The 20,052-nt window shown below is 40.7% G+C and carries 19 protein-coding genes, 1 pseudogene and 1 riboswitch; of the genes and pseudogenes, 15 read left to right on the top strand and 5 right to left on the bottom strand.

Translation table 11 applies throughout. The features are described from left to right. Positions 1-8 precede the first annotated feature (8 nt). From QMF79_RS06730 to ribH, 10 genes are all read left to right on the top strand, one after another. Entirely contained in the window at positions 9-1,691 is a 1,683-nt protein-coding gene (locus tag QMF79_RS06730; protein ID WP_281773226.1) for an ABC transporter substrate-binding protein, read from the top strand. A gap of 12 nt (positions 1,692-1,703) precedes the next feature. Next, a complete protein-coding gene (locus QMF79_RS06735; protein WP_111312146.1) occupies positions 1,704-2,666 on the top strand; it encodes an ABC transporter permease subunit in 963 nt (320 codons plus the stop codon). Further along, the gene (locus QMF79_RS06740) at positions 2,663-3,571 is read left to right on the top strand and encodes an ABC transporter permease subunit (RefSeq protein WP_005707362.1); all 909 of its coding nucleotides are present in this window, start codon (positions 2,663-2,665) and stop codon (positions 3,569-3,571) included. Before QMF79_RS06735 ends, QMF79_RS06740 begins: the two co-directional genes overlap by 4 nt. 20 nt (positions 3,572-3,591) lie before the next feature. Beyond that, positions 3,592-4,626 carry an oligopeptide/dipeptide ABC transporter ATP-binding protein gene (locus tag QMF79_RS06745; protein WP_005707274.1) on the top strand — a complete coding sequence of 345 codons (1,035 nt, stop codon included), beginning with the start codon at positions 3,592-3,594 and terminating at the stop codon, positions 4,624-4,626. Positions 4,627-4,713: 87 nt separating this feature from the next. After that, positions 4,714-5,820, top strand: coding sequence for a histidinol-phosphate transaminase (hisC, locus tag QMF79_RS06750; protein WP_281773227.1), 1,107 nt, complete (start codon positions 4,714-4,716; stop codon positions 5,818-5,820). 163 nt (positions 5,821-5,983) lie between these two features. Continuing rightward, a riboswitch (FMN riboswitch) is annotated at positions 5,984-6,106 on the top strand. Between the two features lie 183 nt (positions 6,107-6,289). Next, a complete protein-coding gene (gene ribD, locus QMF79_RS06755) occupies positions 6,290-7,375 on the top strand; it encodes a bifunctional diaminohydroxyphosphoribosylaminopyrimidine deaminase/5-amino-6-(5-phosphoribosylamino)uracil reductase RibD (protein ID WP_281773228.1) in 1,086 nt (361 codons plus the stop codon). Then, positions 7,375-8,022 (top strand): riboflavin synthase, encoded by a 648-nt coding sequence (gene ribE, locus QMF79_RS06760; RefSeq protein ID WP_281773229.1) that lies wholly within the window; start codon positions 7,375-7,377, stop codon positions 8,020-8,022. Before ribD ends, ribE begins: the two co-directional genes overlap by 1 nt. Before the next feature lie 9 nt (positions 8,023-8,031). Beyond that, the gene (locus tag QMF79_RS06765) at positions 8,032-8,574 is read left to right on the top strand and encodes a cysteine hydrolase family protein (protein WP_005707386.1); all 543 of its coding nucleotides are present in this window, start codon (positions 8,032-8,034) and stop codon (positions 8,572-8,574) included. A gap of 26 nt (positions 8,575-8,600) precedes the next feature. Then, on the top strand, positions 8,601-9,800 hold the full coding sequence (locus QMF79_RS06770) for a bifunctional 3,4-dihydroxy-2-butanone-4-phosphate synthase/GTP cyclohydrolase II (protein ID WP_281773230.1): 1,200 nt from the start codon (positions 8,601-8,603) through the stop codon (positions 9,798-9,800). A gap of 148 nt (positions 9,801-9,948) precedes the next feature. Further along, positions 9,949-10,410, top strand: a complete 462-nt coding sequence (gene ribH, locus QMF79_RS06775) for a 6,7-dimethyl-8-ribityllumazine synthase (RefSeq protein ID WP_281773231.1) — start codon at positions 9,949-9,951, stop codon at positions 10,408-10,410. A gap of 33 nt (positions 10,411-10,443) precedes the next feature. On the opposite strand, the gene QMF79_RS06780 is transcribed toward ribH, so the two are convergent. The 3 genes from QMF79_RS06780 to QMF79_RS06790 are packed head-to-tail and all read right to left on the bottom strand — an operon-like array spanning position 10,444 to position 14,201. Further along, entirely contained in the window at positions 10,444-10,641 is a 198-nt protein-coding gene (locus QMF79_RS06780; RefSeq protein ID WP_005707364.1) for a YnbE family lipoprotein, read from the bottom strand. Continuing rightward, positions 10,638-13,367, bottom strand: a complete 2,730-nt coding sequence (locus tag QMF79_RS06785; protein WP_281773232.1) for an intermembrane phospholipid transport protein YdbH family protein — start codon at positions 13,365-13,367, stop codon at positions 10,638-10,640. The genes QMF79_RS06780 and QMF79_RS06785 overlap by 4 nt, the downstream gene beginning before the upstream one ends. Positions 13,368-13,379: 12 nt before the next feature. Beyond that, the gene (locus QMF79_RS06790; RefSeq protein ID WP_281773233.1) at positions 13,380-14,201 is read right to left on the bottom strand and encodes a hypothetical protein; all 822 of its coding nucleotides are present in this window, start codon (positions 14,199-14,201) and stop codon (positions 13,380-13,382) included. An 86-nt stretch (positions 14,202-14,287) separates the two neighbouring features. Here QMF79_RS06790 and gloA point away from each other — a divergent pair, with 86 nt between their 5' ends. Together gloA and rnt are read left to right on the top strand one after the other, a co-directional pair. Continuing rightward, a complete protein-coding gene (gene gloA / locus QMF79_RS06795; RefSeq protein WP_281773261.1) occupies positions 14,288-14,695 on the top strand; it encodes a lactoylglutathione lyase in 408 nt (135 codons plus the stop codon). 5 nt (positions 14,696-14,700) lie between these two features. After that, positions 14,701-15,360, top strand: a complete 660-nt coding sequence (gene rnt / locus QMF79_RS06800; RefSeq protein ID WP_281773234.1) for a ribonuclease T — start codon at positions 14,701-14,703, stop codon at positions 15,358-15,360. Between the two features lie 38 nt (positions 15,361-15,398). On the opposite strand, the gene hemA is transcribed toward rnt, so the two are convergent. Beyond that, entirely contained in the window at positions 15,399-16,700 is a 1,302-nt protein-coding gene (gene hemA / locus QMF79_RS06805) for a glutamyl-tRNA reductase (protein ID WP_281773235.1), read from the bottom strand. Between the two features lie 239 nt (positions 16,701-16,939). Here hemA and greA point away from each other — a divergent pair, with 239 nt between their 5' ends. From greA to bamE, 3 genes are read left to right on the top strand one after another with little or no spacing between them, the layout of a single operon-like run. Then, the gene (gene greA / locus QMF79_RS06810) at positions 16,940-17,416 is read left to right on the top strand and encodes a transcription elongation factor GreA (RefSeq protein ID WP_005707342.1); all 477 of its coding nucleotides are present in this window, start codon (positions 16,940-16,942) and stop codon (positions 17,414-17,416) included. Positions 17,417-17,474: 58 nt separating this feature from the next. Further along, positions 17,475-18,479 carry a nucleoid-associated protein YejK gene (gene yejK / locus QMF79_RS06815; protein WP_281773236.1) on the top strand — a complete coding sequence of 335 codons (1,005 nt, stop codon included), beginning with the start codon at positions 17,475-17,477 and terminating at the stop codon, positions 18,477-18,479. Positions 18,480-18,537: 58 nt separating this feature from the next. Further along, positions 18,538-18,897 (top strand): outer membrane protein assembly factor BamE, encoded by a 360-nt coding sequence (gene bamE, locus QMF79_RS06820; RefSeq protein WP_040216583.1) that lies wholly within the window; start codon positions 18,538-18,540, stop codon positions 18,895-18,897. A gap of 484 nt (positions 18,898-19,381) precedes the next feature. Here bamE and QMF79_RS06825 read toward each other — a convergent pair. Then, a pseudogene (locus QMF79_RS06825) lies at positions 19,382-20,029 on the bottom strand (OmpW/AlkL family protein). Positions 20,030-20,052: the final 23 nt, after the last annotated feature.

Genomic DNA, 20,052 nt, shown 5'->3' on the forward strand with positions numbered 1-20,052 from the left:
GATGGGTTATGAAATCTTTTATACAAGCGGTACAATTTCTCTGTAGTTTTGCAATTCTTGGGATAAATTCGACCGCTTATTCTGCACCTAGTATTCCAGATGAGTTGCGTGATAGTAGTTTGATTTATTGCACGAATGCCTCTAGCTTTTCTCTCAACCCCCAACAGGTAGATATGGGGGCAAACGTAAATGTGGTGACCGATCAGCTCTACGATAAGCTATTTGAACTTGATCCAAAAACCAATCAGCTAAAACCAATGCTCGTCGAACATTACAATGTTAGTTCGGATGGGCTGACAATCACGTTGTATTTACGCAAAAATGTGTCGTTTCACAATACTCGCTGGTTCACACCCACCCGCAAATTCAATGCGGAAGATGTAATTTTTTCGCTGAATCGAATGATGGGTATCGTGGGCGATTTACCTGCCTTAAACCGTGAAAGTAGCGGAAGTGGTGAATTTCACCACGCTCAAGCAATGGCATATCGTACCAAGGCGAATTTAGCTCATTATCCCTATTTTGAGAGCATTGAATTGAAGCAAAAAATTGCTCAAATAAAAGACATTAATGCTCACACGGTGCGAATCACGCTTACTGAGCCAGACCAAGCGTTGTTATCGCACTTGGCAAGCCAATATGCAGTAATTTTATCCAAAGAATACGCTTTGCAACTTAATGCGGACGAGAACTTGCCTCAGCTTGATCTTTTGCCTGTTGGAACAGGGCCATATCAGCTTACTAGCCTGACTCAATCAGATTATATTCGTTTGCAACCGCATCCAAAATATTGGGGTAAAAAGGCACATATTGAGAATATGGTAGTCGATTTTGCCTCTGATGGCACAGGCAGGCTGGCAAAATTCTTAAATCATGAGTGTGATGTGGTCGTGTTTCCAGAACCAAGCCAGCTTTCGCAAATTCCAATCGAGCAGCACATTGAAACTGATGGAGCAAATTTGGCGTTTTTAGCATTTAATATGCAAAGCTCAGTGATGCAAAATATCACGCTTCGTCAAGCCATTGCTCAAGCTGTTGATCGCCACCGTTTGGTTGGAAGCTTATTTTTTGGCACATCCCACGTCGCTGATCAAGTGTTACCCGAAGTGTTATGGCAAGATCCATACGGTAAAGTGCCTTTTGATTACGCGACTAGCCACGCCCTTCCTTATTTGCAAAAACCACTCAAATTTTGGGTGGTCGATGAAAAGCGGGTGTTTAATTCGCATCCGATGAAAATGGCGGAAATGCTTCGTTTCGACCTTGCACAAAAAGGGATTCTCACCACGCTCATTCCTGTTAATCAAGCCTATATTGCACAACAACTGGCAAATGGCAAGGCAGATTACGATCTGATTTTAACGGGGTGGCTCGCTAATAATGCAGACTTAAATGGCTTTTTAAAACCGATTTTATCCTGTGATGCTAAACATGATGTGACCAATTTAGCAAACTGGTGTAACCCTTATTTTGATTTGTTGATTAACCTGGCTAAAACCACGTCAAGTAAAGCAACACAAAATATGCTCTACCATCTCAGTCAGTCTATTTTGCAACAAGAGCTGCCAATTTTACCGCTTGTGAATGCCAAACGCTTGTTGTTGGTCAGCGATAGCGTGAGCAACATTGCGATTAATGCGATGGGGCAAGTGAAATTGTCGGAGATTCGGTTAAAAAAACATCATAAATAAAGTGATAAAACAATGCTTATTGCTCTCTTACGAAAATTTTTATTAACGCTGATTACGCTCATCATCCTCTCAATGATCAGCTACAACATTTTGCTTCGCGATCCGTTAAACTCGCTCAATGGTATTGGTGTGATGACGGGCTATTTCCGTTATGTAGCAAGCTTATTACAAGCAGATTTAGGAATTAGTTACATCAACGGCGAGCCTTTAACGGTGCAGGTGTTGAGCGTGTTTCCTGCAACCATCACGTTGTGTGTGTCAGCTTTGTTACTTTCGCTGTTAATTGGCTTACCGCTTGGCTTTTGGGTAGCGTATATTCAAAAAAGTACGCTAGGTAAAGTGATGACTTGGTTGGGCTCATTAAGCTTTTCAATGCCCGTGTTTTGGCTGGCGTTGCTGCTACTTTATAGTGCTTCCATCAACCGTTGGGAAATTGCCGCCGTTGGTGATTTGCATCCAATTTATGCAATTCAACCGCTTACAGGCTTCCGTATCCTGGATATTCTCTCAACTGATTCGCCTTATCAGCTTAAAATGATGCAGAGTGCTTTACATCACCTAATTTTACCAACGCTAGTGCTCGGTATTCCTTCCATTTTGGAAGTAATGCGATTTACTCAAGAACGAGCAAATTATGTGATGAAACAGAACTATATCAAAGTGGCACAAACACGAGGTTGGTCAGCGTTTCGCATCTTCCGTAGTCATGTGCTTGGTAACTCTTTACCTGCACTCATTCCAACCATTGCTCGCCATTTTACGGTAATTTTTGCCTTTGGTATGTTGATTGAAAATATCTTTAGCTGGGGCGGCATTGGACGCTGGCTGATTAACGCTTTAGCGGAACAAGATTACAATGCGATTTCCGCAGGTGTGGTGGTCATTGGCGGGTTTGTACTTTTGATTGATCTCTTTACCAGCTTTCTCAAAACGCTGTTAGATCCCTCACAGAAAAAGGATTGGTACACGAAATGATCGCAACACAAAATAAAGAACCAGAATATTTCCGCGAAAGTCACTCTTTCCGTTCATTTTGGCAGAGCTTTCGCGAAGATAAAATCGCACTTATCAGCCTCTATCTTTTTCTTGCCTTGTTAGTATTAGTATTTGGCGGGGCATTTATCGCACCTTATCACTACGAGCAACAATTTGTCGGGTTGGAATTGCAACCGCCTTCGTGGGATGCAAGCGGCCAAATTCGCCATTTTTTTGGCACAGATGATTTAGGGCGAGATATTTTCAGTCGTATTATTGCAGGTTTTTATTATACGGTTGGAGCTTCTCTGTTGGTTTGCCTTGCGATTGGCGTTATTGGCAGTATTATTGGTGTTTTTGTAGGCTTAAACCAAGGAAGATCGATGTCGTTTCTAAGTCATTTATTCGATATTTTCTCGTTCATTCCCGTATTGCTGATTACGATTATTATCGCAGCACTAATGGAAACCAGCTTGCAAAATGCAATGTTCGCGATTTTCTTGGCACTTTTGCCGCACTTTATCCACCGTATTTATCAGGTAACCCAATTGGAGCTAAAACGAGAATATGCGGTCACTTTACGCTTAGACGGTGCGAACAAAAAAACGCTTATTCGCGAGGTGATTTTGCCTAATTTAACTGTAGTGGCAATTAAAGAAATTTCAGTCTATTTTATCTTTAGCATTTTGGACATTACCGCATTGAGTTTTATCGCCCTTGGGGCAAAAAGTGGCACGCCAGAGTGGGGCGTAATGCTCCGTGATTCAGCTGAATTGGTTTACATCGCTCCGTGGACGATTGTGTTGCCAGGGCTTGCGATTACCTTTAGCATTTTGATTATTACTTTGTTAAGTAACAGCTTGATCCGCGTGCTTAAAAAACATCGAGCATCTTCCTATTTTTAATCGTATATGGATGGTAGTGAATGGCACTTTTAGATATTCGACATCTCAGCATTGAGATCAACACACCAAACGGACGCGTTAAAATGGTAGATAATATCAACCTTACCTTGGATGAAGGTGAGGTGTGTGGCTTGGTGGGCGAATCGGGGTCGGGTAAAAGTTTGATAGCCAAAGTGATTTGTGGTGTACTCAAAGATGAGTGGCTTGTTACTGCAGATCGCTTCCGTTTTAATGATATTGAATTGCTCAAACTACCAGTGACACAACGCCGAAAAGTGGTGGGCGAGCAGATTTCAATGGTCTTTCAAGATGCGTTGTTAAGCTTAGACCCGAGTGAAACGATCGGCAAACAATTGATTAAAACCGTGCAATTTAAAGGTAAATGGTGGCAATGGTTTGGTTGGAAAAAGAAAAGGGCGATTGAGCTGCTACACCGTGTGGGGATTCGCGATCACAAAGACATTATGCGAAGCTACCCAAGTGATATTACCGAAGGCGAAGCTCAAAAAGTCATGATTGCAATGGCAATTGCCAATCAGCCGAGATTGTTGGTAGCAGATGAGCCGACCAATACGATGGAGGCAACGACTCAGCTACAAATCTACCGCTTGCTTTCCAGTATGAACAAAAACCTTGGCACCTCTATTTTGCTGGTGAGCAGCGATATGAAAAATATCGCTCCGTGGGTAGATTCGTTTAACGTGCTCTATTGCGGACAGACGGTAGAAATTGGCGATAAAGAGGATATTCTTACCAAGCCTTTACATCCTTATACATCAGCGTTGCTCAACAGTATTCCTGATTTCTCGCACCCGCTTGTGAGCAAAAGCCATTTGAACACGCTCAAAGGCAGTATTCCTATGCTACAAGAGATGCCAATTGGCTGTCGTTTAGGGCCACGTTGCCCTTTTGCTCAGAAAAAATGTATTCAAAAACCACCGCTTAAAAAGTTTAAACAACGCGAATTTGCTTGCTATTTCCCGATTAACTTTAGAGAAGTAAACGTAAATCGAAAGGCTGAGTTTGAGCCTGTTGTGGTGGCGGAGAGGGAATAAATACTCGCTCTAATTGTATATTATAAAAATTAGGCTAAACTACAAGTTTCATATCTCATAAAATAACTTAATAATTAAGGACATAAAATGCAATACATCGACATCGCAAACGAAGGCGTGAAATCCCTTTCTCCATATCAAGCAGGTAAGCCAATTGAAGAGTTGGAACGTGAGCTGGGTATTACCAATATCATCAAATTAGCTTCTAATGAAAACCCGTTTGGCTTTCCAGAAAGTGCGAAACAGGCGATTATCAATCAACTTGACCAGCTTACTCGTTATCCAGATGCCAATGGTTTTGAGCTTAAAGCCGCGGTATCGAAAAAATTTGGCGTGCAACCTAATCAAATCACACTTGGCAATGGTTCAAATGACTTGCTTGAACTTTTCGCCCATACCTTTGCTAGCGAGTGTGATGAGATTATCTATTCGCAATATGCGTTCATTGTTTACCCGCTTGTTACTAAAGCGATTAACGCCGTAGCACGTGAAATTCCTGCTAAAAATTGGGGACATGATTTGGATGCTTTTGAAGCAGCAATCAATGAGAAAACCAAGCTGATTTTTATTGCGAACCCAAATAACCCAACAGGGAATTTCTTAACTGAAACGGAAATTGATACGTTCTTAGCGAAAATACCAAGCCATATTATTGTAGTGTTAGATGAAGCTTATACCGAATTTACCAAAGCGGAAGAGCGGGTGGATTCTTTCGGTTTATTGCAAAAATATCCGAACTTGATTATTTCTCGCTCACTCTCAAAAGCCTATGGCTTGGCAGGCTTGCGAATCGGTTATGCAGTATCAAATCCTGAAATTGCGGATTTACTTAACCGTGTTCGCCAGCCATTTAACTGCAATAGCCTCGCATTAGCTTCTGCCGTTGCTGTAATGAATGATGATGCATTTGTCGAAAAGGTAGCAGAAAATAACCGCTTGGAAATGCAACGCTATGAAGCGTTCTGCCAGAAATATGGTTTGGAATATATCCCATCAAAAGGGAATTTCATTACTATTGATTTCAAACAAGTCGCTCAGCCAATTTATGACGCTTTATTACGTGAAGGGGTAATTGTTCGCCCAATTGCAGGTTATGGCATGCCAAATCATTTGCGAATTAGTATCGGATTACCTGCAGAAAATGACCGCTTGTTTGAGGCATTGGTAAAAGTGTTAAATTTGAAATGTTCATAGGCTTTGCGTCAGTGTAATGGGATAAATTGTTGCTAATGTTTATTTTTAAATGTTGCGGTTAAACTGCTAAAGGCGATTGTGTTATTTATTAAACCAATAGCCGAATGTATAATCGCAAAACCTTGACATTTGGAGAGAAGGCGAGCAAAATCTTTAGCAATTTATAAATCTTCAGGGCAGGGTGAAATTCCCGATCGGCGGTAAAGTCCGCGAGCTAGGCAAACACTTAGCAGGAACTGGTGAAATTCCAGTACCGACAGTATAGTCTGGATGGAAGAAGAGCGTAAAAATAACCCCGTGCAAGCGGTGGTTTTCTATGTCTTTTTTGCAAGCCTTGAGATCGAAAGATTTCGAGGTTTTTTCATTTCTATCTAGCATTGTAGGGATGTGTTGTAACGCCCAATCCAGCCTTGAATAAAGAGGGGGGATGCAACACCCCTTAGAAATCTATTTTATAAAATTAGAATATATGACTGACGCAAACTATATGCAACGAGCCATCAGCCTTGCCGAACAGGGCAGGGGCTGGACAAATCCAAACCCGCTAGTAGGGTGCGTGATTGTCAAAAATGGTGACATTATTGCTGAAGGCTACCACGAAAAAATCGGGGGCTGGCACGCTGAGCGAAATGCGATTTTAAATAGCGATACTGACCTTAGTGGTGCGACAGCTTATGTGACTCTTGAGCCTTGTTGTCATCATGGTCGCACACCGCCTTGTTCCGATTTATTGATTGAACGTGGCATTAAAAAAGTCTTTATCGGCTCTCGCGATCCAAATCCGTTGGTCTCGGGCAAAGGGGCTAAACAATTGCGTGCAGCAGGCATAGAAGTGGTGGAAGATTTTATGCGTGAAGAGTGCGATAAACTTAACCCAATTTTTTTCCACTATATTCAAACCAAGCGCCCTTATGTATTGTTGAAATATGCGATGACGGCTGATGGCAAAATCGCAACCAGTACGGGCGAATCCAAATGGATTACAGGCGAAACGGCTCGCACCAAAGTGCAACAAACCCGCCACCAATATAGTGCGATTATGGTCGGTGTGGAAACGGTGTTAGCTGATAATCCGATGCTGAATGCCCGAATGCCGAATGCGAAACAGCCTGTTCGCGTGGTGTGCGATAGCCAATTACGCACCCCGCTAGATTGCCAATTAGTGCAAACTGCCAAGGAATACCGCACAGTAATTGCGACAGTTTGTGAGGATTTGCAAAAGATTGAGCAATATCGACCGCTTGGGGTGGAAGTGATGGTTTGCAAAGCCAGAAACAAGCGGGTGGATTTAGACGATCTTTTGCAAAAGCTCGGCGAAATGCAGATCGACAGTCTTTTGATTGAAGGCGGTTCCAGCCTTAATTTCAGTGCCTTAGAAAGTGGCGTGGTAAACCGTGTGCATTGTTACATCGCCCCGAAATTGGTCGGTGGCAAACAGGCGAAAACGCCGATTGGCGGAGAAGGCATTGGTGATTTATCCCAAGCCGTGAAGTTGAAGCTAGTTTCAATGGAAATGGTTGGGGAAGATATTTTGATTGAGTATGAGGTGGAATGATGTTTACAGGCATTATCGAAGAAGTGGGCAAAATCGCACAAATCAATAAAAAAGGCGAATTTGCGGTCGTGACCATTCAGGCCAGCAAAGTGTTGCAAGATGTTCATTTGGGCGACAGTATCGCGGTGAACGGTGTGTGTTTAACCGTCACTTCATTTACGGAAAACCAATTTACTGCGGACGTGATGTCAGAAACCTTAAAACGTACCTCACTTGGCGAGCTAAAACCGAGCAGTCCTGTGAATTTAGAGCGTGCGATGGCAGCAAATGGGCGTTTTGGTGGGCATATCGTTTCAGGGCATATTGATGGTACAGGCGAAGTAGTGGAAATTAAACCAGCATATAATTCGACGTGGTATCGCATTAAAGCCGCACCAAAATTGATGCGTTATATTATCGAAAAAGGCTCGATTACCATTGATGGCATCAGCCTTACAGTAGTGGATACCGATGAAACTTCATTCCGCGTGTCAATTATTCCGCACACCATTGCAGAGACCAATTTAGGCACGAAAAAAATCGGCAGCCTTGTGAACTTGGAAAACGATATTGTCGGCAAATATATTGAGCAGTTTTTACTGAAAAAAGAACCTGAAAATCCACCACGCCAATTAACGGTCGATTTTCTAAAAAATGCAGGGTTTTAAGGAAACAAAATGCAAGCCTTGATGTTGATTGATGTGCAAAATGCCTTTTTCGACCCTAAATGGGGCAAGCGGAACAATCCGAATGCAGAGCAAAATATGTTGCGATTGTTGCAACATTTTCGTGTAAAAAAACGAAAGATTATTCATATTCAGCACGTTTCAGATAACCCAAATTCGCTGTTTTATCAAGGTGAAACGCAGGCATTTCAAGCTGGGTTTGAACCATTAGCCAATGAACCTGTTTTTCAGAAAAAGGTAAATAGTGCATTTATTGGCACGGCGTTGCTAGATTATTTGAAAAACCAAGGCATTACGGAGTTGGCGATTGCGGGGTTAACTTTACCGCATTGTGTTTCTACCACGACCAGAACGGCAGCCAATTACGGCTTTTTGGTAAAACTGATTGAAAATGCGACCGCTTCCTTCCCATTAAAAATGCCAGATGGTGAAGAAATTTATGCTGATCAAGTTCATAAAATCAACATTGCAACATTAAACGAAGAATTTGCGTTGATTTTATCCACCCAAGAATTGATTGATAGCGTGGTTTAACGCTAGATTAAAAAGAGAGAAAGATTATGTTCCAATTTTCAACCGTAGAAGAAGCCCTCAAAGCGATAGCTGAAGGTAAAATTATTTTAGTAACAGATGATGAAGATCGCGAAAATGAAGGCGATTTTATCTGTGCGGCAGAGTTTGCAACACCTGAAAATATCAACTTTATGGCAACGCACGGTAAAGGCTTGATTTGTATGCCAATTTCGCAAGAATTAGCCAACAAATTAGACTTGCACCCGATGGTGACCAAAAATACCGACAATCACGAAACTGCTTTCACAGTGGCAATTGACCACATTGATACTGGCACAGGAATTTCTGCCTTTGAGCGTTCATTAACCGTGTTAAAAATGATGGACGATAATGCGAAAGCGACCGATTTTCGTCGTCCTGGGCATATGTTCCCGCTTATTGCGAAAGATGGAGGCGTATTGGTTCGCAATGGACACACCGAGGCGACTGTAGATTTAGCACGCTTAGCGGGGCTAAAGCCTGCGGGCTTATGCTGCGAAATTATGGCTGAAGATGGAACAATGATGAGAATGCCTGATCTGCAAAAGTTCGCCACTAAACACAATATTCCATTTATTACCATTGCCCAGCTGCAAGAATATCGCCGTAAACACGACTGTTTGGTCAAACAAGTTTCTGTAGTAAAAATGCCAACCAAATATGGCGAATTTATAGCACACAGCTTTGTGGAAATTATTTCGGGCAAAGAACACGTTGCCTTGGTGAAAGGCGATATTGCCGATGGAGAAAGCGTGCTTACCCGTATTCACTCGGAATGTTTAACTGGCGATGCGTTTGGCTCACAACGCTGCGATTGCGGGCAGCAATTCGCTGCGGCTATGACTCAAATCGAAAAAGAAGGGCGAGGCGTGGTGCTTTATCTTCGCCAAGAAGGACGTGGCATTGGTTTAATCAACAAACTGCGAGCTTACGAATTACAAGATAAAGGTATGGACACGGTTGAAGCAAATGTGGCATTAGGTTTTAAAGAAGATGAGCGAGAATACTATATTGGTGCACAAATGCTACAGAATCTTGGCGTAAAATCTCTTCGCTTATTAACTAATAATCCAGCGAAAATCGAAGGCTTAAAAGAGCAAGGGATGAACATTGTCGCTCGTGAACCGATTATCGTAGAACCGAATAAAAACGATATTGATTATTTGAAGGTTAAACAAGTCAAAATGGGACATATGTTTAATTTTTAATGAGCGGAAAAATGTAGGGGGTATGAGTTTAAAAATTCATGCACGTAAGCGGTATAATTTCCGATATATTTTACAAAGTGAGGCGTGGATTTTCCAATTCACGTATCCTACAAATAGTTTAATTTTTATTTCAATAAGGAACTTCTAAATGGCAAAAATTACAGGCAACTTAGTGGCAACGGGCATTAAATTCGGTATTGTAACCGCTCGTTTCAACGATTTCATCAATGACAAATTATTAAGCGGTGCGGTAGATACACTAGTGCGTCACGGTGCGTCTGAAGACGACATCGATACCGTATGGGTACCTGGTGCGTTTGAAATTCCACTGGTGGCGAAAAAAATGGCAGAAAGCGGCAAATATGATGCTGTGATCTGTTTAGGTACGGTTATCCGTGGCTCAACCACCCACTACGACTACGTTTGTAACGAAGCGGCAAAAGGCATTGGTGCAGTCGCATTACAAACTGGCGTGCCAGTAATGTTCGGCGTATTAACCACCGAGAGCATTGAGCAAGCGATTGAGCGTGCAGGCACAAAAGCAGGCAATAAAGGGGCGGAATGTGCTTTAGGTGCGGTAGAAATGGTAAATGTGTTAAGAGCACTTTAATCAAATATAAGCCTTGTCTATCTCTAACAAGGCTTATTTACTTTCTTTATCCTCAACTGAGCTAATTATTGCTCTCGATCTCTCGTCCATCTTCACTTCAATTTTATGATCCACCACTACATTCATATTGATGGTAATCCCCTCTTTGGGTGTCTCCAGTTGAATTTTGGGGGTGCAAGCGGTTAGAAAAAGCGGAATGCTTGCAAATGCAATTAGGGTAAATATTCTCATTTTAGGTTATCCAATTTTTGATTATCTAGTTTTTGATAAAGGCGATTTTCAATATCCTGTTCCACATAAGAGCCTGTATTGATCAAATGCCAGAGCTGAAACAAGTTTTCTTTATGATTGTAATTAAAATTCAAGCGGGCATTTGCTTGTTGATTTAACTTCATTTTTAGTTGAGATTTGAGTGTTAAATCGCCCGATTTTGTTAAATCAAGGCGACTTTTGAGTTCGTTAATAGTTGTATCATTTAATAAATAGGCCAAAATTTGCTCGGAATATCCGCTACTTTTTGAAATTGCATCCATAATCTCTTTGGAGATTTTAAGCGTTGAAGTCGATTCTTGCCAAAGTTCGCCATCACAGACATAGCAAGGCGAGCCATTTAACCAGAAAGGCAAGCGAGCTCTTGCCCGTCCGCGTAAATCAATCTGCTGGTATTGTGCCACCTCTAAAATTGACTCAAAGCGAATATGCTCCAACTCTAAATACGCAGGTTTGAGTTGTGGCAGCGCAAAAGATTCCACTTTCAATTCGCCATCTAACAAATTCATCGTGAGCTTGTTTAAATTGAGCGGTTTATTTTGGCTGTAAGGATAATAACCCGATACATTCACGCGAATATGACGAATTGGCAAGCCAAGATTCACTTCATTGATATTTACTGCAATCGGCTTGTTTCGCCCAAATTTTAGCTGAGTATCGTTCAGTTGATAAGGTAAGGTAAACTCAATGCCGTTAATCTCGCCTTTTGGCATCGAGATGCCGCCATTTTTTATCGAAATTTGACCGCTTGCATTGATGCCGCCTGTTGATTTTGTGCTAAACAGCGTATTGCCAGACACTGTCCCATTTTTGATAACCCAATCCGTACGCTCAGGAATAAGTGGCTGAAACACGTCGGCGGGCTGTGCTTTCCAAGTCAGTTTGCCGTGGAAAAGACTGCTTTGCGTCTGTTCAGTCAGCTCTCGATGCCCATTTACAAAAATCGGTCCAATTTTGCCCGCTTGTAACTTGCCGTTAAAATTGAGTTTTTCAATTTCGCCATTGATATTTAACATCGCTTCTGTATTGGTGAGTTTTCCACCATAATCAAAACGCAATGCGGGGCTTCTTAGTTTGGCTTCGCCGTCTAATGTCCATTTTTCAGTATTAAATTTGATCGGTTTATTTAACGAAAGTTGCGTTTTTTCTAGCACCATTGCAGATTTTTTGACATCCGCCAATAGACCATCTAATTGATCGATCTGCACCAAATTGGCGTGCCACTGCCCGCGACCTTGCAAGTCAATTTGGCTGTTTAATGCATTCAAATGTGCTTTACCATTGAGCTGCCATTGCCAGAGATCTTGCTCATTTTGCTTGCCATTGAAATCATCAAAATAGTCTAAAAAGCCCATTTTAAAATTTTTCGCCGACCCGTCTAAATTCATCTCAATATTACGAAAATCAGGCGTTTCGCCTTTGAAATTGGCTTGAAAACGCCCAGTCACGCCATAGCGGTTAAACTCAATATCGCCAAGTGGAATTTTGAGTTCGTTAATGGTAATAAAACGCTCTTTACCGCTAATGATATTAAATACCGATTTTGGCGAGAATTTCATTCCCTTTTCATTTGCATAAATGGTTGAAAGGCTGGTAAGAATAAAGCTGTTATATTTTACATTGCCAGACAGCGTGAGAGGTAACTCAAAAGTCTCTTTATCTTTGATAATACCTTTTGTCGTTGCAAGGCTAAGCGTATTTTTATCGTGTGAGAACAGGTTTAAACGAAATTCGGTTTCAATCGGAAAAATCTTGCCTTGCATAATCGATTTTGGCGTAAAAGTGGCGGTAGTTGATCCGTTAATCGGAAAATCAGGCAGCCATTCCCAGTTAAATTTCCCTTGATAAACGTAAAGTGATTTAAAATCAAACTTAAACGGTAAATTCAGCGTGTTTTTCGGCTCTTTTTCAAATCTGACTTGAGCTGTACCAACCAAGGCATTTTCTTCGTTAGGCGACCAATTTAATAATGCATTGCCTTCGCGTAAGATGGGATCTTCCGCGATGTTTGAAGGATAAATCCAGTGATAATCGCCCTTAAACTTGCTAGGTAAATCAAGTAAGTTTTCATTAAGTTGCGTGGTAAAAAAGAGATTGTGTTTTTCTGTTTCACTTGGCTGGTAAGACAGGTTGCCCGTAAAAATGAGATCAGCAAGTTTTCCGTCGAATTTGACCGCTTGCTGATTGATTTCGGCAGATAACGTGCCGTTCAAATAGCTTGCTTTAAACTGAGCGGGTTCAGTAAGCAATTGTTTAATTCTAGGCAAAAGTGTTTCGGGGAGATTTTTCCACGCAACTTGCTTCACATCTAGCGTCATCTCTGGTACTAACGCCAAAATAGGAGCAAGCGAAAATTCGCGGGTTTGACTTTCTGAAGAGGGTAAATCCCGCAAGCATTGATAGTCAAGCGTGACTTTTTCGCTTGAAACCACTTTAGGCGGTAGCCAATGGAATTGAATCGGGGCAATCTCTACCACCGAGCAAGTTTGAAAATTCACCGAAAAAGCGGGCAACAGCACTGATTGGTTTTCCAGTGAAAAATTTCGTTCGAGGCGCTGAATTGTCCAACCTTCAGGCATAAAACGATTCACGGTGCTGAAAAAAACAGGGCTAGAAATGAAAAGTGCTCCACTCACCACGAGCAGAGCCATCATTGCTACCAAACCAATTGCTAGGCGTTTTAACATTGTTACAAGCGGTTAAATATTGGTGAAGGGATACAGCATCGCCAAGGCAAGTGCAGCTGACCAACCAAGCGGATTTTTGATCTGCTTATCGCCTTTACCAAGTAGTAACCAAGCTAAAATCGCAAAAATCACAAACTGAATGCCGAAGTAGATAAGATAAGGCACAAGAGATATTTCAGGCATCATTTGAAGCTGTTGGTAAAGCACAAAAGCCACCCAAACATAGTTCAAAATGAGCATAAGCAGGGCAAGTTGCACGAGTAACTTAAAGAAACCGTCTAAACGGCTTTTGGTAAGCATTAAATACCAACCTGCCAATAAAATGCCCAGCAATAATTGAGCAAAATTATTGGCACGAATGCCGTTGAATAAAGAGGGAATTTCCACCCAATAAATTACTAAATATTGCACAATCGCCAAGCCACAAATGGCAAAACAACCGTAAGCGACTGCATTGGCTAGACGTTCGGTATTGCTGATATTCCAATAGATTAACGAAATGAGAATAGCAGCAATTGATACCATCGCCATTGGGATATGTTTGGGAGTGAAGGCAAGCGAATAGGCTAGATTTCCTACTGCAAAAATAAGGAAAAATTTAAAAACAAAGAGCAATCGACTTGCTTGCCCTGGGCAAATTTGCCCTTTCCAAAGCACAAAAATACTGATAACAACGGCTACCCAAAATGCCAATAAATAAGGTGAGATAAAAATCATATTGGCAGGAGCTGTAGTGTAATTTAGCAACATTTGCACAAAAAGCATTGTCACCAGCGGGACTAATGCGTGAATTGCAATTTCATATTTTTTTTGAGCGTTGTGATCATGAGACATAGTGTAATTTAATTTTAAAAATGATTTTGTAGCGGAATTATGCCATAATACGCCAACTTTTTTAATGTTTAAGGCGGTTAATTATGATGAGAATTTTACATACTATGCTACGTGTGGGTAATTTAGAGCGTTCAATTAAATTCTACACAGAAGTGTTAGGCATGAAATTGCTCCGTACCAGCGAAAATACGGAATACAAATATTCGCTTGCGTTTTTAGGTTATGCGGATGAAAGCGAAAGTGCAGTGATTGAGCTCACTTACAACTGGGGCGTAGAAAATTATGAGTTGGGCACAGCTTACGGTCATATCGCATTAGGCGTAGACAATATTTACGAAACCATTGAGGCGATTCGTGCTGCAGGCGGTAAAATTACCCGTGAGCCAGGCCCCGTACTTGGTGGTAAAACCGTGATTGCCTTTGCTGAAGATCCAGATGGCTACAAAATTGAGTTTATCGAAAATAAACAAGCACAAGATGCGTTGGGGCATTAATTCCCGTGATGGAACAAACAACCGATTATAATTTGCTTAAGAACCGTTTTCGTGGCTATTTGCCTGTGATTATTGATGTGGAAACTGCAGGGCTCAATGCACAAACAGATGCACTGTTAGAACTTGCCGCAATAACAGTAAAAATGGATGAAAACGGCTATTTAGTCGAAGATCAAAAATGTCACTACCATATTCAACCTTTTGAAGGTGCAAATATTAATCCTGAATCTCTAAAGGTAAATGGTATTGATATTGATAATCCTGAACGTGGTGCTGTGCCAGAGGTAATTGCTATTCCTGAAATGTTTAAAATGGTTCGTAAAGCAATGAAAGAGCAAGGTTGTCAGAGGGCGGTAATCGTGGCACACAATGCTGCGTTTGACCAAGGATTTTTGCAAGCAGCAGTTAAACGTATTAACGCTAAACGCGACCCATTCCATCCGTTTGCGATGTTTGATACCGCAACACTTGCAGGTTTTATGTATGGGCAAACTGTTTTAGTTAAAGCATGTAAAGAAGCACAAATTAGCTTCGATGGCAAGCAGGCACATTCAGCGTTATATGACACTGAAAAAACCACTGAGTTGTTTTGCAAAATGGTCAATAGATTGAAGGATTTGGGTGGTTTTCCGACTATAAAAGTAGCATCAATTGGCCATGATTAGAGCAAAAGGAGATAAGTTACTTTATCTCCTCTTTGTATCTAGGACAACTTCAATGCTCTCGAAAAACTCTGCAACCCTTGTGAATTACCTTTTTTCGCCATCTCTTGTAGGGCTTGTGTTGGGGCGTGAAGGAGGTGATTAGTTAATTTATAGCTTAAATCGTGAAGCACTTTTTCGCTGTCTCGCCCTAAAGTTAAATCTTGAATCGCTTTTGCAAGTAGCTCTTGGCGTAATGCTTCCGCATCTTGGCGATAACGTTTGATTAAGTCGCTTGATTGTTGTTGTTTTAACCATTCAAAAAAGGCTTTGCACTCTTCATCGACAATTTCAGCCGCTTGCTCTGCCGCTTGTTGGCGTTGGGCAAGATTGCGTTGAATAATATTTTGTAAATCATCTACGCTATAAGAATAAACAGCATCTACATCGCCCGATTTTTCATCAATATCTCGCGGCACGGCAATATCAATCAAAAGCATTGGATCGAACTGGCGATTTTTTTGTGCCTCTTTTACCATCGATTGTGTAATTAGTGTATCTGGGCTACCCGTTGAGCTAATGACCACATCAGCCTGGTTCAAACCAATTTGCAATGCACTTAGCGATAAAATCTGCATCGGCGTTTCAAGCTTCTCTGAAAGCTGTTCCGCACGTTGAGCCGTACGGTTGGCAATCATTATATTTTTTGCACCGTGCTGGATTAAATAACGTGCAACAAGTTCAATTGTTTCTCCCGCTCCGACTAATAAAAAGCGTAATTTGCCGAAATTATCGAAAATTTGGCGAGCCAAACCACAGGCAGCATAAGCAACAGAAACGGCACTTGCACCAATATCCGTCTCGGTTCGCACACGTTTTGCTGTTGCAAATGTGCGTTGGAACAATCGGGAAAGTTTTGTGGAAATCCCGCCGTTTGCTTGGTAAAAATCTTCGCTAGCGTGATAGGCTTGTTTTACTTGCCCTAAAATTTGTGGCTCGCCTAAAATAAGTGAGTCTAACCCACAAGCGACTCGCATTAAATGCTGTGCGGCTTGCATATTTTGTTTGAAATAGAGACATTCGCGAAGTTCGGTGTGTTCAAGTTGATGAATATTAGCAAACCACTCGAAGCAGCGTTCACGCCATGCCTGATTCTCTTCACTCTCTTCTTGAGGGGTAATTTCAGAATTGTGAAAATAGAGTTCTGTTCGGTTACAAGTAGAAAGAATAACCACGCTTTCAGCCAAATGCTGTTGCTGAACCTGTGTTAAAGCAAGTTGGCGTTTTTGTACATCAAACGCCACCTTTCCACGCAAATTCACTGAAGCAGTTTTATGGTTAATGCCTAATGCTAGAATAGTCATTCTTATCTACAATGTGTCCCACAATAAAAAATAAAAGAGAATTTTGTGCATTCTAGCGAATAGGCGAAAGCGGCGCAAATAATTACAGAGATTGGTTTGATTTACCACAAGTTAATTACCTCTTAATAAGTAGTAAACTTGATGTAAAAAATTTACCGCTTGCAATCGCCTATTGCTATTTTTGCCAAGAAATTGAATAATAATGCTTTTATTTTATGAGAAATGCTAAGAGGTAGAGCATGAAACAAATTCCAATGACGGTACGTGGTGCGGAGCAACTACGTGAAGAGTTAGATTTCCTCAAAAACGTACGCCGTCCACAAATTATTGCTGCCATTGCTGAAGCCCGTGAACACGGTGATTTAAAAGAAAATGCGGAATATCACGCTGCTCGTGAGCAACAAGGTTTCTGTGAAGGTCGTATTCAAGAAATCGAAGGAAAATTAGGCAGTGCCCAAATTATTGATGTGACCAAAATGCAAAATAATGGCAAAGTCATTTTTGGTGCAACGGTAACATTAACTAATGTTGAAACCGATGAAGAAGTCACTTATCGCATCGTAGGCGATGATGAAGCAAATATTAAAGAAGGTTTAATTTCAGTTAATTCGCCTATCGCTCGTGGTTTAGTTGGCAAAGAAGTGGATGACTCGGTAACTATTACAACCCCAGGTGGTAAGGTTGAGTTTGATATTATAGAAGTAGAATATATTTAACATTATTTCAGGGATTAAATTGTTTTAATCCCATTTTTATATCTAACACAATAAAAATATGAGTATAAATTTAGAAGAAATTGTTTTACACCAAATTCAACATCAGGTAGAAGGCGAGAATGTTGAACTCAAAACGGTGTTACGCGAGGAATTACTGCCAATAAGCCCCGCTGCCGAGCAAATGATGTTGCAATTACACCAAGCGTATCAGAACAAAGCGAAGGGTTATGGCGTGTTCAAGAGTGAATCTGTATTTGCACAACAGCTTAATCGTTTTTTGGAAAAAGAGACAGATTTTCTGCTATTTAGCCATCAATCTGCCAATATGTTAGCGACTGAATTGGCAAAATATCCTTTTGCTTCTGGCGGTACCTTTATTCTCTGTCGATATAATTTTTTAGCGACTGATTATCTCTTTATTGCGTTAATAGATAGTCGCTCTTCTATTTTGGTAGATGAGCATTTAGAGGTAAAAAGCACACAATATTTGGACATTACTCAATACGATATTGCTTGCCGCATTAACTTGACGGAACTCCGTATTAATGCCACTTCAAACCGTTATCTTACCTTTATTAAAGGGCGAGTAGGGCGTAAAGTTGCCGATTTCTTTATGGATTTTTTAAGTGCCGAAGAGGGACTAAACCCACAGGTGCAAAACCAAACCTTATTGCAAGCGGTAAATGATTTTTGCGAGCAAGGTGAACTTTCTGCATCGCAAACTCGAGAAGTTAAAAAACAAGCGTTTGAATATTGCAAAGGACAAATCAATCAAGGGGAAGAGATTGCGATCAACGAGCTTTCTGAATCTTTACCAACCTTAAATGAATTAAATTTTGCTCAATTTACTCAAGAGAAAGAGTACGGTTTGGAAGAATCAATTCCCCCCGTTCGAAATGCTTTAAAAGGCTTAACCAAATATTCAGGCTCAGGAAAGGGTGTAACGATTAGTTTTAATGCGGAATTATTAGGTACGCGTTTAATTTGGGATGAACTAAATGATACTTTAACAATCAAAGGATTACCCGCTAACTTACGTGATCAGCTTGAACGCAATAAGTAATAGTTTTTTCCGAATAATTTCGGTATTATTTGTAATAATTTTAATTTAGGGTATAGATATGAAAATGAAATCTCTTTTAGCCATTGCTTTCGTTGCAATGGGGATCACTGCGTGTTCAACGGTTAATAAAGTGGTCTATCGCATTGATGTTCCACAAGGTAACTATTTAGAGCAAGATAAAATTGACCAATTAAAAGTAGGAATGAATCAAGAGCAAGTTCAATATTTACTTGGTACGCCACTACTTCGCGATGTTTTTGCTCAAAATCGTTGGGATTATGTTTTTATCAAGCGTGAAGGGCATAATGATCCAATCCGCCGCACATTACTCGTTTATTTTGATAACAAAGGTTTTGTAAAAGATATCAAATTAGATGATATTAAAGATCAAAAAATTGTTGAAGAAAAAGTAGAATAAATTTCCAGGAATAACTTTGTTTCGGAATAATACATTCTAAATGATAAAACCTCGTTTAAATTTTATTTAACGAGGTTAATTTTTATTTTATATTTATAACACTGCCCGCAAAATTTTCGTTACCACAATCGAAATTATCACAGTAGGAAAAAGTAAAAAGCACATCGTTGCTAAGCACATGATCATGACCATCAAGGTATTCGTGAGGTTACTTGATAAAACGACAGGTACGACAAAAGGCTATTACTTAATGGATAACTTGGGGGCGATGCGGTGAAGTTTACCACCGAAGAATTAATGCAATTTCGCAAAGAGTTATGGTGATTGAAATCTCAGGCTTACGCTTGCCAGAAGAGATTTTGAAGTTTCCGAAAGTAATATAGGGAAAAAGGAAGCTCAAAGAAATGAGCCTCCGTTTGATTTGTAAAATTCCGCTTAAAATTGACCGCTCTTGATTTGTGTTCTTCTTTGGATTTTGAATCAATTAGAATTTGACTGCAAAACCTGCAAAGTAAACCATTGGATCAAGTTTTAATTTCACTTCGTGATCTAAGCCAAGTGCTTGGAATTTAGCAGTGGTTTTGATATGTGTGTACCACGCTGCGGCGTTAAAATAGATGTTTTTAGTTAATTTTACATCTACCCCCATGTTAGCCACTGAGCCAAATGAATGTTTTTTCACTTGTAAATTAGTAACCGCTGGGTGAACTGATTTTGCATGGTAGAAACGAGTATAGTTCAAACCTGCACTCACATAAGGGCGAACTGCTGAATCAGCGTTAAAGAAGTAGTATTGAGCATAAAGGCTTGGTGGCAATTGTTTTACGATTGCTGCACGACCTAAATCAAGGTTAAGTGCCGGCACATTCGCATTGATTTTATGTGAGAATGGGGTTGCTGCTAATAATTCCACACCGATGTTATCGGTTAACATATAAGTACCCGTTAAACCAAGTTGTGTGTCATTTTTTACTTTTAAACCCACATCTACGGCGGTTTATGCTTTTGAGCCTGAATTTGCATCCACAGTAATTGCACCTGCACGAATAACTACACTTCCAGCTTCGTGCGCTGTAGCTGTTCCTGCTAATAATACCCCACCTAACATAAGTGCTAATGCTGTTTTTTTCATTATAAAGTCCCTTCTGGTTATTT

Origin of the sequence: Pseudohaemophilus parahaemolyticus (assembly GCF_938021905.1) — a bacterium.
GTDB lineage: Bacteria > Pseudomonadota > Gammaproteobacteria > Enterobacterales > Pasteurellaceae > Haemophilus_A > Haemophilus_A parahaemolyticus_B.

What these genes read in the sequence shown, in the direction of transcription:
- QMF79_RS06730 (WP_281773226.1), top strand. Translation starts at nt 9, where the DNA reads ATGAAATCTTTTATACAAGCGGTACAATTTCTCTGTAGTTTTGCAATT.
- QMF79_RS06735 (WP_111312146.1), top strand. Translation starts at nt 1,704, where the DNA reads ATGCTTATTGCTCTCTTACGAAAATTTTTATTAACGCTGATTACGCTC.
- QMF79_RS06740 (WP_005707362.1), top strand. Translation starts at nt 2,663, where the DNA reads ATGATCGCAACACAAAATAAAGAACCAGAATATTTCCGCGAAAGTCAC.
- QMF79_RS06745 (WP_005707274.1), top strand. Translation starts at nt 3,592, where the DNA reads ATGGCACTTTTAGATATTCGACATCTCAGCATTGAGATCAACACACCA.
- hisC (WP_281773227.1), top strand. Translation starts at nt 4,714, where the DNA reads ATGCAATACATCGACATCGCAAACGAAGGCGTGAAATCCCTTTCTCCA.
- ribD (WP_281773228.1), top strand. Translation starts at nt 6,290, where the DNA reads ATGACTGACGCAAACTATATGCAACGAGCCATCAGCCTTGCCGAACAG.
- ribE (WP_281773229.1), top strand. Translation starts at nt 7,375, where the DNA reads ATGTTTACAGGCATTATCGAAGAAGTGGGCAAAATCGCACAAATCAAT.
- QMF79_RS06765 (WP_005707386.1), top strand. Translation starts at nt 8,032, where the DNA reads ATGCAAGCCTTGATGTTGATTGATGTGCAAAATGCCTTTTTCGACCCT.
- QMF79_RS06770 (WP_281773230.1), top strand. Translation starts at nt 8,601, where the DNA reads ATGTTCCAATTTTCAACCGTAGAAGAAGCCCTCAAAGCGATAGCTGAA.
- ribH (WP_281773231.1), top strand. Translation starts at nt 9,949, where the DNA reads ATGGCAAAAATTACAGGCAACTTAGTGGCAACGGGCATTAAATTCGGT.
- QMF79_RS06780 (WP_005707364.1), bottom strand. Translation starts at nt 10,641, where the DNA reads ATGAGAATATTTACCCTAATTGCATTTGCAAGCATTCCGCTTTTTCTA.
- QMF79_RS06785 (WP_281773232.1), bottom strand. Translation starts at nt 13,367, where the DNA reads ATGTTAAAACGCCTAGCAATTGGTTTGGTAGCAATGATGGCTCTGCTC.
- QMF79_RS06790 (WP_281773233.1), bottom strand. Translation starts at nt 14,201, where the DNA reads ATGTCTCATGATCACAACGCTCAAAAAAAATATGAAATTGCAATTCAC.
- gloA (WP_281773261.1), top strand. Translation starts at nt 14,288, where the DNA reads ATGAGAATTTTACATACTATGCTACGTGTGGGTAATTTAGAGCGTTCA.
- hemA (WP_281773235.1), bottom strand. Translation starts at nt 16,700, where the DNA reads ATGACTATTCTAGCATTAGGCATTAACCATAAAACTGCTTCAGTGAAT.
- greA (WP_005707342.1), top strand. Translation starts at nt 16,940, where the DNA reads ATGAAACAAATTCCAATGACGGTACGTGGTGCGGAGCAACTACGTGAA.
- yejK (WP_281773236.1), top strand. Translation starts at nt 17,475, where the DNA reads ATGAGTATAAATTTAGAAGAAATTGTTTTACACCAAATTCAACATCAG.
- bamE (WP_040216583.1), top strand. Translation starts at nt 18,538, where the DNA reads ATGAAAATGAAATCTCTTTTAGCCATTGCTTTCGTTGCAATGGGGATC.